Annotated in this window: 14 protein-coding genes; 7 read left to right on the forward strand and 7 right to left on the reverse strand. The window is 40.7% G+C overall.

Translation table 11 applies throughout. The features are described 5' to 3' along the window. From BM266_RS07795 to BM266_RS07825, 7 genes are all read right to left on the reverse strand, one after another. Positions 1-783 carry an enoyl-CoA hydratase/isomerase family protein gene (locus BM266_RS07795; protein WP_093408000.1) on the reverse strand — a complete coding sequence of 261 codons (783 nt, stop codon included), beginning with the start codon at positions 781-783 and terminating at the stop codon, positions 1-3. A gap of 15 nt (positions 784-798) precedes the next feature. Further along, positions 799-2,253 (reverse strand): sensor histidine kinase, encoded by a 1,455-nt coding sequence (locus BM266_RS07800; RefSeq protein WP_093408002.1) that lies wholly within the window; start codon positions 2,251-2,253, stop codon positions 799-801. A 21-nt stretch (positions 2,254-2,274) separates the two neighbouring features. Continuing rightward, on the reverse strand, positions 2,275-2,826 hold the full coding sequence (locus tag BM266_RS07805; protein ID WP_175494780.1) for a CopD family protein: 552 nt from the start codon (positions 2,824-2,826) through the stop codon (positions 2,275-2,277). A gap of 93 nt (positions 2,827-2,919) precedes the next feature. Beyond that, positions 2,920-4,266 (reverse strand): MATE family efflux transporter, encoded by a 1,347-nt coding sequence (locus BM266_RS07810; RefSeq protein ID WP_093408005.1) that lies wholly within the window; start codon positions 4,264-4,266, stop codon positions 2,920-2,922. Further along, positions 4,266-5,300 (reverse strand): ferrochelatase, encoded by a 1,035-nt coding sequence (gene hemH, locus BM266_RS07815; RefSeq protein WP_093408007.1) that lies wholly within the window; start codon positions 5,298-5,300, stop codon positions 4,266-4,268. Before hemH ends, BM266_RS07810 begins: the two co-directional genes overlap by 1 nt. A 70-nt stretch (positions 5,301-5,370) precedes the next feature. Beyond that, the gene (locus tag BM266_RS07820; RefSeq protein ID WP_093408010.1) at positions 5,371-6,144 is read right to left on the reverse strand and encodes a ThuA domain-containing protein; all 774 of its coding nucleotides are present in this window, start codon (positions 6,142-6,144) and stop codon (positions 5,371-5,373) included. Between the two features lie 2 nt (positions 6,145-6,146). Further along, positions 6,147-7,046: a helix-turn-helix domain-containing protein gene (locus tag BM266_RS07825; RefSeq protein ID WP_093408293.1), complete on the reverse strand. Its 900-nt coding sequence runs from the start codon at positions 7,044-7,046 to the stop codon at positions 6,147-6,149. Positions 7,047-7,243: 197 nt separating this feature from the next. Here BM266_RS07825 and hemA point away from each other — a divergent pair, with 197 nt between their 5' ends. The 7 genes from hemA (at position 7,244) to tnpA (ending at position 13,442) form a co-directional block, all read left to right on the forward strand. Continuing rightward, positions 7,244-8,500, forward strand: a complete 1,257-nt coding sequence (gene hemA / locus BM266_RS07830; protein ID WP_093408012.1) for a glutamyl-tRNA reductase — start codon at positions 7,244-7,246, stop codon at positions 8,498-8,500. Further along, entirely contained in the window at positions 8,497-9,408 is a 912-nt protein-coding gene (hemC, locus tag BM266_RS07835) for a hydroxymethylbilane synthase (protein WP_093408015.1), read from the forward strand. The genes hemA and hemC overlap by 4 nt, the downstream gene beginning before the upstream one ends. Further along, positions 9,408-10,067 carry a uroporphyrinogen-III synthase gene (locus BM266_RS07840; RefSeq protein ID WP_245760406.1) on the forward strand — a complete coding sequence of 220 codons (660 nt, stop codon included), beginning with the start codon at positions 9,408-9,410 and terminating at the stop codon, positions 10,065-10,067. Before hemC ends, BM266_RS07840 begins: the two co-directional genes overlap by 1 nt. After that, positions 10,064-11,086, forward strand: a complete 1,023-nt coding sequence (hemE, locus tag BM266_RS07845; RefSeq protein WP_093408020.1) for a uroporphyrinogen decarboxylase — start codon at positions 10,064-10,066, stop codon at positions 11,084-11,086. Before BM266_RS07840 ends, hemE begins: the two co-directional genes overlap by 4 nt. Before the next feature lie 4 nt (positions 11,087-11,090). Continuing rightward, complete coding sequence (locus tag BM266_RS07850) at positions 11,091-11,585, forward strand: DUF6973 domain-containing protein (protein ID WP_093408022.1); 495 nt, start codon at positions 11,091-11,093, stop codon at positions 11,583-11,585. Further along, positions 11,582-12,484: an oxygen-dependent coproporphyrinogen oxidase gene (hemF, locus tag BM266_RS07855; RefSeq protein ID WP_093408025.1), complete on the forward strand. Its 903-nt coding sequence runs from the start codon at positions 11,582-11,584 to the stop codon at positions 12,482-12,484. The genes BM266_RS07850 and hemF overlap by 4 nt, the downstream gene beginning before the upstream one ends. A gap of 496 nt (positions 12,485-12,980) precedes the next feature. Further along, positions 12,981-13,442: an IS200/IS605 family transposase gene (gene tnpA, locus BM266_RS07860; RefSeq protein WP_093408027.1), complete on the forward strand. Its 462-nt coding sequence runs from the start codon at positions 12,981-12,983 to the stop codon at positions 13,440-13,442. Positions 13,443-13,444: the final 2 nt, after the last annotated feature.

Consider the following 13,444-nt stretch of genomic DNA (forward strand, 5'->3'; position numbering starts at 1 on the left):
TTATTCCCCAGGAAAATCGGCTTTGCGTTTATTGAGAAAGGCAGAAGTTCCTTCTTTAAAATCTTCGGTACCAAAGGCATGGCCAAACTCGCTTATTTCCACTTCAAAACCGTTCACACCATCCTGGTAATTAGCATTTATCGATCTAATCGCTCCACTTATTGCAACAAGAGAGTTTTTCATTATTTTTTGTGCCAGTTCTAGAGCAAGTTCGGGAAGTTCATCTAAAGAAGTCACGTGATTAACCAGGTTATACTGAAGCGCCTGGTTAGCATCGATCATTCCCGCCGTCATAATCATTTCCATCGCACGACCTTTCCCAACTAATTGAGGAAGACGTTGTGTACCACCATATCCGGGGATTACTCCAAGGGAGACTTCCGGCAATCCCATTTTGGCATTATCGCTGGCAATTCTAAAATGAGCAGCCATCGCCAATTCCAAACCACCTCCAAGGGCAAATCCGTTTACGGCAGCAATCACAGGTTTAGGAAAATTAGCTACAAAATCAAAAAGTGAAGCCTGTCCTTCGGCGGCAAGTTCACGGCCTTCTTCCGGAGTAAAATCAGCAAATTCGCTGATATCGGCACCGGCCACGAAAGCTTTTTCTCCACTTCCGGTAAGGATGATCACTTTTACATCGTGATCTTCTTTAGCTTCAGAAAAAGCTTCGTGAAGTTCTTTTATGGTAGCCTTGTTAAGAGCGTTAAGTTTTGTATGGCGGTTTATTGTAATGTGTAGTATACCGTCCTGTTCTTCGGTTAAAATATTTTCGTAATCCATTATTTAATTTTTTAGCTATTTTGGAAATCGCACCTTAAAGATAGTGCCTTTATTTTGTTTTGAACTAAAACTGATAGTCCCCTGGTAGTTTTCTACAATTTTTTTCACCATCGCGAGACCAAGTCCCATTCCGCTGCTTTTAGTGGTAAATTTAGGTTCAAAAACCATTTCTTTATTTTCTTCTGCAATTCCGGAACCGTTATCAGAAACCGAAATACAAACCATAGTATCTTCATCTTGCACACTCACCAGAATTTGAGGATTCTCTGTGTCCTGTACAGCCTGGATGGCATTCTTAACAAGGTTGGTAATTACCCTAATTAGCTGTGTACGATCAAATTTAGCCAGAATCTCCTCCCTGTCTGTAGTGAAGTTTATATAGCTTTCATTAAAAATATCCAGGGCCAACTTAACGATCTTCGGTACGTTTAGGGTTTCATTTTGTTGTGCCGGCATTTTAGCAAAATTCGAGAAAGCCGAAGCTATAGAACTCATCGTGTCTATCTGATTGATGAGGGTTTGGGAATATTCATCTACCTTATGTTCTATGTTGGGATCATTTGGATCAAAATTCTTCTGAAAACTTTGCACGCTAAGCCGCATTGGGGTTAGTGGATTCTTGATCTCGTGAGCTACCTGCTTGGCCATTTCCCGCCAGGCCTGTTCCCGCTCACTGGTAGCGAGCTTCACCGCGCTTTCTTCAAGCTCATCAATCATACTGTTATATGCCGATACCAGGGCATAGATCTCCTCGGAAGCATTGCCGATCTCAATTTTCTGGTTGCGCTTGTCTAACCTGGTCTGGTTGATCTTGTCTGATATAATTTTCAGGGTTTTAGTGATATACTTTGAAAGGAAATAAGACAAAATAATGGCCAACACCAACATCAATAAATAGACCTCACCCATACGCATAAGGAAATTATTGAGATCACGATTCAACAAACTATCATCCTGAAGATACGGCAGGTATAAGATAGCAAGCGGTTTAAATTTATTGTCTGTGATATAGGAATAGGAAGACTGAAATTTATCCCCATTCACTTCGGTATGCTGTAAGACTCTTTTTCCGGAAGAATTATCCAGCCTCTCCAGGAGCTCCTTATCTAACTGTACATCGGTAGTATCCTTAAAAAAAGATTCGTTGGATTTCACCAACAAACGGCCCTCCAGATCGTAGATATTGATCTGCATTTCGTGAACCTGCGCCATTTCATAGATCTTTCCGCGTTCCTTGAAGATCTCATCAATATTTTCAGTATTCACATAATAGGTAGTACTTCCCAGAACAAAGCGAATATTTTCCATTATGGCCTGTTCCTTTCTTTCTAGTCGCTCACTGTGATACTGTTCTGCCTCCTTCTTATACTGAAAAACGGTTACTCCAACAATAAGGATGGAAGTCCCTAATACCAATAATAGCATAGAGAAGAAAATTCGGGAACGCAAAGAAAGGTTTAACAAATTCATACAGCTCCATTTAAGCAAATATCAGGCCTTAGGGTTTCCGGCTCGTATTCTCTTGTAAATTTTAATGCCCAGCATCAACATGCCGGCAAGCAAAAATATTCCTACCACCCCATAGATCCAGTTGAGTGAATCCCGAAGGATAACCAGAAAAACAACTGCAAAAAGGATTAGGGTAGATACTTCATTCCATAGCCGCATTTGGGTGGAAGACCAATTAATAACATCCTTTTGCATTTCCCTGAAAATCAAATGGCATTTATAGTGATAGGCATACAATAACACTACGAAAGCCAGTTTTATAAGCATCCAATCCATTTGCAAAAATGAAGGCATCAAAAATAACAGCCAGAACGCAAATAGACTCGCAAGTATAGCTGAAGGCCAGGTGATAATATACCACAACCTTTTGGTCATCAGTTTTAATTGTTCACTAAGGATATGTTTTTCCGGTTCGGGTTTGAGGCTGGCTTCAATATGGTAAATAAATAACCTTGGGATATAAAAAAGCCCGGCAAACCAGGTGATCACAAAAATTAAATGAAGTGCTTTAATGTAGTGGTAATATTCTATCACAAATTATAAGTTTGCTTGTTTTTATCGGTAGCTCAAACAGCTTTCAATCCTAACAAAGATAAGTATTTGTTTTAGGTATTTGAATCTTAAATCTTAATCGGGTTTCAGGTTTGATTTTACTTCCCGGTGTAAAAAATAACCGGTTACGATAGTCGACAAAACATCGGCCAGCGGAAATGAAATCCAAACTCCTAATTCTCCCAGATAGTTGGGCAGAATAAGCACCAGAGGAATAAAGAAAAAACCCTGCCGGGAAAGCGTAAGTAAAAGGGCTGGCAGTGCCTTACCTACCGCCTGAAAATAGGCTGCTCCTATTAATTGGAGTGCAACAATTGGAGTAGCCGCAAAAACCCAGCGCATTGCCGAGGGTGTTGCAGCGATAATCTCCTCGTTTCCGGTAAAGATCTTCACAATATCTTCAGAAAAAAACATTATTCCGGCAAAAACCAGCAAAGCTAGCCCACTGGCATAGATCACGGCGGTGCGAATACTTTCTTTAACCCGGGAAAATTCCCTGGCACCATAATTATACCCGGCAATTGGTAAAAACCCTTGGGTTACACCTAGCACAGGAAACAAAGCGAACATCAGCATTCGGGCAATTATGGCATAAACCGTGACCGCATTTTCTCCACCCAGATCAAAGAGAATATTATTCATTAAAAGATAGATTACACTTACCACGGCTTGCCGGGCCAGGGTAACAAATCCCAATGAAGATATTTCCCTAAGGATAGGTAGTTTAAAACCAAAATGACTTAGACTGATCTTTAATTCTGAATTTTTTGAGAGGAAAAACCAAAATACATAGATGAAACAGAAGATATAAGAAGCAGTTGTGGCTAAGGCCGCCCCTAGCATTCCCATTTCCAGAACATTTATAAGAAGGTAATCCAGGAAAAGGTTTACCACAGAAGGAATGATCATCGCGACCATGGCAAATTTAGGTTTGCCTTCAGCTCTTATAACTGTATTACCCATCATACAAAGGGCGAGAAAAGGCACCCCGCTAACAACAACCTGATAATAAATTCTTGCGGGTTCAAAAATATCCCCCTTTCCTCCAAAAGCGGGAATAAGAAAATCTACAAAAAGAAGTCCAAGAATTACCAGCGCAGAAGATAGGATAAGTGTAAGGCTTATCATATTACCAAAGGTTCTTAAGGCCTTTTCAGAATGATTTGCACCCAGAGCTCTGGACACCACCGAAGATCCTCCTACCCCAATGGCCATTCCCAGGGCGGCAATAAAAAAAGAAACCGGTAAAACCACATTAATAGCTGCTATAGCTACCGGGCCTATCCAGTTTCCAACAAAAATAGTATCTACAAGGATGTTCAGGGACATCACCAAAATCCCGACAGATGCCGGAACTGCCTGCTGAATAAGAAGTTTCCCTATGGGTTTATTTCCGAGTTCGGCAGCAGTGATTTTTGACATTATACCTCAACAGCCTTTTGATATGCCCACTCATCGATCCATCGGGACAGGATTTTTACCCAGTCATCGCGATCATTCAAACAGGCTACTACATTAAAATCCTCTCCTCCTACCTCGTGGAATATTTCTTCTCCTTCCATAGCGATCTCTTCCAAAGTCTCCAGACAATCTGAAACAAAAGCCGGAGTTACAATGGCAAGTTTTTTCATTCCCTGTTTCCCGAAGCGTTCAATGGTTCTATCGGTATATGGTTGAAGCCACGGGTCGAAACCAAGTCGGGATTGGAAAGAAACGCTATAGGAATTTTCTTTCAATTCCAGGTATTCAGCCACTAAACGGGTAGTTTCAAAACACTGGTGCCTGTAGCAAAACTGGTGTGCTTCTGAAGGAGTCTGACAACAGCTTCCATCAATTTTACAGTGAGATTTTGTGATATCGCTTTTGCGAATATGCCTTTCTGGAACCCCATGATAAGAAAACAATAAATGCTGAAAATCCTTTCCTTTTAAGCTTTCAGAAATACTTTCGGCAAGAACCCGTATATAATCGGGATGATTATAAAAGGGCGGCACGGTAGTGAATTGCATCTGCGGAAAATGCTTTTGCCTAAGTTCTTCAGCTAAAACCAAGATAGTTTCGGTAGTGGCCATCGCAAACTGAGGATAAAGCGGAAAAAGCAAGACTTCATTTACCCCTTTGTCATGTAATTCTTGCAAGCCTTCCATAATTGAAGGCTTCCCGTAACGCATCGCCAGGGCTATTGGCACCGAAGTTAGATCGTCTATTTTTGACTGCAGTCTTTCAGAAAGTACTATTAAAGGCGAACCTTCTTCCCACCAGATCTTTTTATAAGCCTCGGCAGATTTTTTTGGCCTGGTATTCAGTACTATTCCTCTCACAAGAAGTACTCGTGCCCAATAAGGAACATCTATAACCCGTTCATCCATAAGGAATTCGTCCAGGTATTTTTTCACATCTTTTGGATCGGTGCTCTCCGGGGATCCCAGGTTGACCAGTAATACGCCTTTACTCATAGCTTCATTAGTTTCGTCACAAAAATATAACTATAATACGGGAGGTGAAAACCGCCGCTATTCTGAATCTTTATTGTTCAATAATCAAATTGGTATCGTTCTCTTCTCCAAGAGCAAAAAGTATACATCTTAATAAATGTTCCTGAAATCCCGGTTCCATATAAGACTGGATCCTGTGGCCACCTCCGGTGTATATACTAACACCACCACCGGGAAGCTCACGATACCAGGCAATGGGATGGCTTTCTCCGTTCTCTCCGCCATTATAAGTCGTTTCATCAAGGCTTAGCAGTACTTTATTTTCAGGGTTAAGATTTTTGTAATTATACCACTCATCTATTCTCGACCAGGGATTGGGAAGGTGGGAAACAGTTGGGTGATCGGGCATCTCAACGATCACGTTAGCCCGCTGCACCTCGGGATGACTCACAAAATAACCACCCACCAGCTCGCCATACCAGGGCCAATCATATTCGGTGTCGGCGGCGGCATGAATTCCGAAGAAACTTCCACCATCGGCAATATATTTTTCGAAAGCGCTTTGTTCTTTATCATTCAGTACATCTCCGGTGGTGTTTAAGAAAATCACCAAATCATATTTTTTAAGGTCTTCTTCGTTAAAATCATCGCTATCATTGGTTTCTTCAACCTCAAAGCCGTTTTCTTCGCCGAGATCTTCTATTATCGCGTGACCGGCAGGAGTAGATTCATGCCAGAAGCCTTCGGCTTTATGAAAAACCAGAATTTCCTTTTTTCCTTTTTTCTCTTCCTCCCCCTGAGCAAGCATATTTGTTGAAATCGTCAGTACAAGAAAAACTATTGATAAATATTTCAAACTTCTCATTTCTAAAGATTTTTAGATAAAGACATAATATATTTCTTCGGGGTTGTCCCGAATTTCTTTTTAAAGGCAGCTATAAAGTGACTGGCAGTGCTGTAGCCTAGTTTCAGGCCTACTTCATTTACATTATATTCTCCGGTATCCAACAATTTTCGGGCGTATTCCATTTTATAATCAAACAGAAAACTATACACCGAAGTGCCATAAATCTGTTTAAATCCGTCTTTTAATTTCTTTAAACTCAAACCAACCTCATTAGCGAGCTCCTGCAGCGATGGCGGCTCGGCCAATTTGGAGATCACAATCTCCTTCGCGCGGCGTATCTTCAGGATATTTTCCTCGTCAATCAAAAATGGACATTGTTCAAGATCCGGATCTTCGGTTCTGTTAAAATATAAGCTAAGCAACTCGTATGCCTTCCCTTTAAAATACAGGTTCTTTATACTTGGCGTTAAACTGAAATTTAAAAGTTGGTTAAGTACAATTGCCATAGATGGTGTAATTGGCGCATCCTTATAATATTTTTTATCCCGATTTTCTGAACTCAGGAAAGGAATATAATCGGCTTCCTGAGAGAAAAGAGAATGGAATTTTTTAATAGAAATCACCAGGGAGATCACCCAGGAATTGGGTTCAAGATTTAGGTTTAAGGGAAGAGCCTGCTGTGGATTATAAAGCAGCAGCGAATTTTCCTCCTGAAGCGGCAACTCATACCCGCCAGCGTTAAACAAAAACCTACTGTTCCCCTTTACATTAAAATGGAATTGGATAAAACTACTATCTATTTCGCGGACAAAATTCTGAGTTTCAGCAGAATCATTAAGGAACTTGAATATGTAAAAGCCTTCCTCTATCTGAGTACTAACTATGGTTCCTCCAGCGATATTTTTGCCGTTTGTTTTCATCATAAAATAATTCTTTCCTTATTCATCACCTATATAAAAGCCTTTCAAGCAATTGAAATTACTATTATTTAGGCTATTTTTCAAAGTTAGGCCGATTTTAACTGATATTTATCAGGTATCGACACATTTAGTACTTTTAGCGTTATATTTTCTTTAAGCTATGTTTTACTTTTGTCCACGCAATCCTAATAACATACATGGAGAATTTTCATTTTTCTGGAGGTAAACATTTTTACACTATCGGATTAAGCTACAAAAAAGCTGATGCCGAGATAAGGGGACATTTTAGCCTTGACGAAGAAGCCAAACAGCGACTGCTGGAACAGGCCAACGAAGAAGGAATTGAGGCTATTTTAACCACCTCTACATGTAACCGTACCGAGATTTATGGTTTTGCCCATCACCCTTTTGAACTTATCAAATTGCTTTGCGAACATACCCATGGCACCGTAGAAGAATTTGAAAAGGTTGCCTATGTGCATAAAAATAAGAGAGCAATAGCTCATATGTTCCAGGTGGGGACCGGACTGGATAGCCAGATCCTGGGCGATTTTGAGATTATAAGTCAGCTGAAGAATTCCTTTATCCAGTCTAAAAAACTTGGACTCACCAATGTTTTTCTAGAGCGTCTTGTCAACGCGGTCATACAGGCAAGCAAACGCATAAAAAATGAAACTGAGATCTCCAGCGGAGCTACCTCTGTTGCTTTTGCATCTGTTCAATATATCCTGAACAACATTGAAAATATTTCCGAAAAAAATATTTTACTCTTCGGAACCGGTAAGATTGGCCGTAACACTTGTGAAAATTTGGTTAAACACACAAAAAACCATCATATTACCCTAATCAACCGAACAAAAGACAAAGCTGAACGCGTTGCGGGAAAATTTAATCTTATCGTTAAAGATTATGCCGATTTACAAGCCGAGATACGCAACAGCGATATTTTAATCGTGGCTACCGGCGCGCACAATCCTACCATTTCTAAAGAGCTCATCTATTCCAAAAAAGATCTGCTCATTCTTGATCTTTCAATTCCAAAAAATGTGGCCGATGACGTGGCAGAACTCTCTAACGTGAGGCTCGTCCATCTGGATCAGCTCTCAAAGATGACCGACGCCACTCTGGAGCGACGCCAGCAGTTTATTCCCAAGGCACAGGAGATCATTATCGAAGTGGAAGCTGAATTTAACAAGTGGCTGGAAACCCGAAAATTCGCCCCTACCATCAAGGCTTTAAAGAAAAAACTGAAAACCATGAAGGATGACGAATTGGATTTTCAACGCAGAAAAATAACCGATTTTAATGATGAACAGGCCGAAATAATAAGCAATCGCATCATTCAAAAGATTACCAAACATTTTGCAAATCATCTAAAAAGCGATTCTGAAACCACTGATGAAAGCCTGGAACTCATCCAGAAAGTTTTTCAGTTAGAAGAGCTTCAGAAATGAAAAAAACAATTAGAATAGGCACCCGGGACAGTGAACTTGCTCTTTGGCAGGCCAAAACTGTACAAAATGCCCTGGAAAAGTTAGGTCATGAAACCAAACTTGTTCCTGTAAAATCTACCGGAGACCTCAACCTGGATCAGCCTCTTTATGAGATGGGGATCACGGGGATTTTCACCAAAACCCTGGATGTGGCAATGATAAAAGGCGAAATAGACATTGCCGTTCATTCTATGAAAGACGTCCCTACCGCACTTCCCAAAGGAATTGTAGAAGCCGCTATCCTGAAAAGAGCAAATTCTAAAGACTTATTAATTCATAAAGGCCTTGATTTCCTGAATTCTGAAGGGACAATCGCCACTGGAAGCCTCCGCCGGAAAGCACAGTGGCTCAACAGGTATCCAAATCATCAAGTGGTTGATTTACGTGGAAACGTAAACACCCGGATGAAAAAAATAAAGGAAAACGACTGGAACGGTGCCATTTTCGCCGCAGCAGGCCTGGAACGCATCGCTTTGAAACCCGAAAACTACGTAGATCTCAACTGGATGATTCCGGCTCCCGCCCAGGGAGCAATGCTTGTAGTAGCTATGGAAAACGACGAATTTTCCAGAAAAGCCCTTGAACTGCTCAATCACCAGGAAAGCAAAATAAGTGTTCATATCGAACGTCAATTTCTCAAAACCCTGGAAGGTGGCTGTACCGCCCCAATCGGTGCTCTTGTAACCATAGAAAAAAATATTGTGTATTTTAAAGGCGCGCTTTTCAGTCTTGATGGTAAACAAAAAATTGAAGTTGAAAAAACCACACGAATTGACGAAATTCAGGGTTTTGGAACCAGCTGTGCCCGTGAAGTGTTGAATAAAGGTGGGAAAGAATTGATGACTGAGATAAGAAAGGTCTTAAAATAATGACGGTCCTTTCTACTAAAAAACTCAGCTTAAGCCAGAAAAATCTTTTTCTGAATACCGGGCTGAGCCTTGTAGAATACGATGCCATTAATATTGAATTCCTGGACTTTGAATTTCCAGAAAAAGAGATCAAAAATGCCATCATAACCAGCAGGAGCAGCGCAAAAGCTATTATTGAAAGACAGTTAAAAATTCAGAATTGCTTTTGTGTAGGAGAAAAAACTGCCGGTTTTTTAAAAAAACATAACTTTAATATTCGCGAAGTTTCAGATTACGGAAGCGATCTTGCTAAAATTATAACTGAAAAATACCGGGAAGATAATTTTACCTTTTTCTGCGGAAACCTTCGTAGGGAAGAATTACCTTCAGTATTAAAAGAAGAAGGCATAGAATTTCAGGAGGTGGAGGTTTATAAAACAAGTTTAAACAAACAAAGCTTTCCGCAGGAATTTGATGGGATCATGTTTTACAGCCCCAGTGGCGTAAAGAGTTTTGCCTCTGAAAATAAAATAAAGGAGAGCACCGCCTTTTGTATAGGTAAGACCACCGCAAAAGAAGCTGAAAAACACACTGAAAATATTATAATTGCCACCAAACCCAGCATCGAAAACCTGATCGTAACTGTGGTGAAGCATTATACACAAAAGAACTTAAAATGATAAAAAACGACCTATTTTTAAGAGCCTTAAAAGGAGAGAGCGTAGAACGTCCACCGGTTTGGATGATGAGACAGGCAGGGCGTTACCTGCCAGATTTTATGAAGCTGAAGGAGAAATACGATTTCTTTACCCGCTGTCGCACCCCCGAACTGGCTACAGAGATTACTGTAATGCCGATAAAACAGGTGGGTACCGATGCCGCTATCCTTTTTAGTGACATTCTGGTTATTCCGCAGGCGATGAACATTGAAGTGGAAATGAAACCGGGTGTTGGTCCCTGGCTCCCTCATCCTATAAGAACGCAGGAAGATGTAGATCGCGTGATTGTTCCGGATATCGATGAAACTCTGGGATACGTAATGGAAGCGATAAAAATGACCAAAAAGGAACTTAATGATGAGGTTCCGCTTATTGGTTTTGCAGGTTCTCCCTGGACTATCTTATGCTACGCGGTACAGGGACAGGGCTCTAAAAACTTTGATATCGCCAAGAAATTTTGCTTTAGCAATCCCGTTGCGGCGCATCAACTACTTCAAAAAATAACCGATACTACTATCGCCTATCTCAAAGCCAAAGTTGCGGCCGGTGTTGATGCAGTTCAGGTTTTCGATTCCTGGGGCGGGATGCTTAGTCCCAACGATTACGATGAATTTTCCTGGAAATATATTCAGCAAATCATAGATGCTTTAAAAGATGAGATCCCGGTGATCGCCTTCGGAAAAGGTTGCTGGTTTGCACTACATACTATGGCGAGATCCGGCGCTTCTGCTATTGGCGTTGATTGGACCTGCAGCCCTAAAAACGCAAGATATTTAACCGGCGGGCAGATTACCCTACAAGGTAATTTTGATCCATCCAGACTATATTCGCCTCCGGCAGAGATCAAAAGGATGGTGCACCAGATGATCGATGAATTTGGTAAAGATCGTTATATCGCGAACCTGGGACACGGCATCTTACCCGATATCCCTGTGGAAAATGCCATCGCCTTTGTTGAAGCAGTGAAAGAATATAAATAACAGGATGGCGATCTGGGGACGATTAATGAATATGGGGCCACAAGAAGTTTTTCAACTTTTTAAGGTCTCTATCAGGCAGCCCCGTTTTATTATTCCAACAATAAAGGCCACCAGGCAAAGTATTGAGATTTGTGATGAACTTTATGGAGATGACCATCACGAAAATAATCGTACTAACGCCTTCAGGCACGCGCTTTGGAATTATTTGATCTGTGAGAAATGTTATAAAGTTTCTGGTTCTGTTGAAAGATCGATAGAATGGAGCAAAAAGATAACCGATTTGCACGAGGAACTCGCACCGAATGATAAACCCGCCAAATTGATGGACTTGCATAATAATCGAATAGGTCGCAAGCTCTTTAAAAAGAATTATTCCGAAGAAAATCTGGCTATTATCACGCTTTTAAAAGAGGAAATGAAAAAGGCCATAAAGGTGAGCAAAACAGAGGAGATAAACGCCCATCAGAATCAGCTGGTTTATATCGAAGATCGAAAATGAGAGAACAATTTTACGCATATATAGAGGAATTACAGGACAGAATAACTGCCAAACTCGAGGAGATCGATGGAGCGGCGAAATTCCAGCAAGATCTATGGGAGCGCCCCGAAGGTGGTGGTGGCAGAACCCGAGTGATTGAAAACGGAAATGTATTTGAAAAAGGCGGAGTGAATATCTCGGCAGTACACGGACCTTTGCCCCCGGCGATGCAACAATATTTTAAGGTAGGTGATGTAGATTTTTTCGCCTGTGGCCTCAGCCTGGTACTTCACCCTAAAAGCCCTATGGTTCCTACGGTTCATGCTAACTGGCGCTATTTCGAGATGTATGACAAATCGGGAAAAGTGATAGACCAATGGTTTGGCGGTGGACAGGACCTAACTCCCTATTACCTGTTCGAGGAAGATGCTATTCATTTTCATAAGATCTCGAAGCAAGCCTGCGACAAGCACAATCCTGAATTCTATCCTGAATACAAGAAAAAGTGTGATGAATATTTCTGGAATTCTCATCGGGACGAAGCCCGGGGCGTCGGCGGATTGTTTTTCGATTATTTAAAGGCTTCCGAAGAAATGAGCATCGAGGCCTGGTATGATTTCGTGACCGAAGTGGGCGATAGTTTTCTCGAAGCTTACGTACCAATTGTGGAAAAAAGAAAAAATTTAAGCTATACCGAAGCTCAGAGAAACTGGCAGGAGATCAGGCGTGGGCGGTACGCAGAATTTAATCTGGTACACGACAAGGGCACACTTTTCGGCTTGAAGACAAATGGCAGGATAGAGAGTATTTTGATGAGCCTTCCTCCGCACGTGCAATGGGTTTACGACCATCATCCTGAGCAAGGCAGTGAAGAGGAGAGATTGTTGAAGGTTTTGGAAAAGCCACGGGAGTGGGTATAAAATGCCGCTCCTATGGAGCTCTTCTTACAAAACAGGATACATTTTTATAAGTATGTCGTCTCTACGAGGCTAACATGTTCTAAATAATTTTAAACATTCTGATTAAAGGAAATTCCAAAAGCTCCGTTAGGAGCGAAATATTTATAGAACATATGAAGATATACGTTCCATTGAGCCTCAGAGAGGCGGCATAGATTATTCGCTGGATAATTGGGAATTTCAGAATGATCCACACCTATGAACAAAATATATAACCAATTTGTTTTGGTGGTGATGTGTCGCTCCTCTGGAGCTCATTACACACAATGAAACACAATCTATAAATATATCGCCTCTACGAGGCTGAAAAATTATAATTTATATTAAATATTCTAATTGAAGGCAATTCCGCAAGCTCCAGTAGGAGCGACATATTTATAGAAAATTAGCGTTACGGGCTAGGGAGAGCCTCAGAGAGGCGGCATAGATTATTCGTAGGATATTTGTAAATTTAAAAATGGCCAATACCTATACACAAATATATATTCATTACGTTTTTGCCGTTAAGGGACGACAAAACCTGATTTCCAAAAAATGGAAGGACGAACTATATAAATACATTACCGGTATCGTAACCAATGAAGGCCAGAAATTAATTGCTATAAACGGGATGCCGGACCATTTACATATCCTTCTGGGAATAAAACCTAATAAAAATATCTCAGATCTTATTCGTGATATAAAAACCAATTCGTCTCGATTTATAAATACCAGAAATTGGATTGCGGGAAAATTTGAGTGGCAAAAAGGCTTCGGTGCTTTTTCTTGCGGACATTCACAATTAGACACGGTGATACATTACATTCAGGAGCAGGAAAGTCATCACAAAAAATTAAATTTCAGGGAAGAATATCTGAAATTTTTGAACACATATAATATAGAATATAATTCCGATTATCTTTTTGAAGAGATCGAATAAAA

Origin of the sequence: Salegentibacter flavus, from assembly GCF_900115145.1 — a bacterium.
Lineage (GTDB): Bacteria > Bacteroidota > Bacteroidia > Flavobacteriales > Flavobacteriaceae > Salegentibacter > Salegentibacter flavus.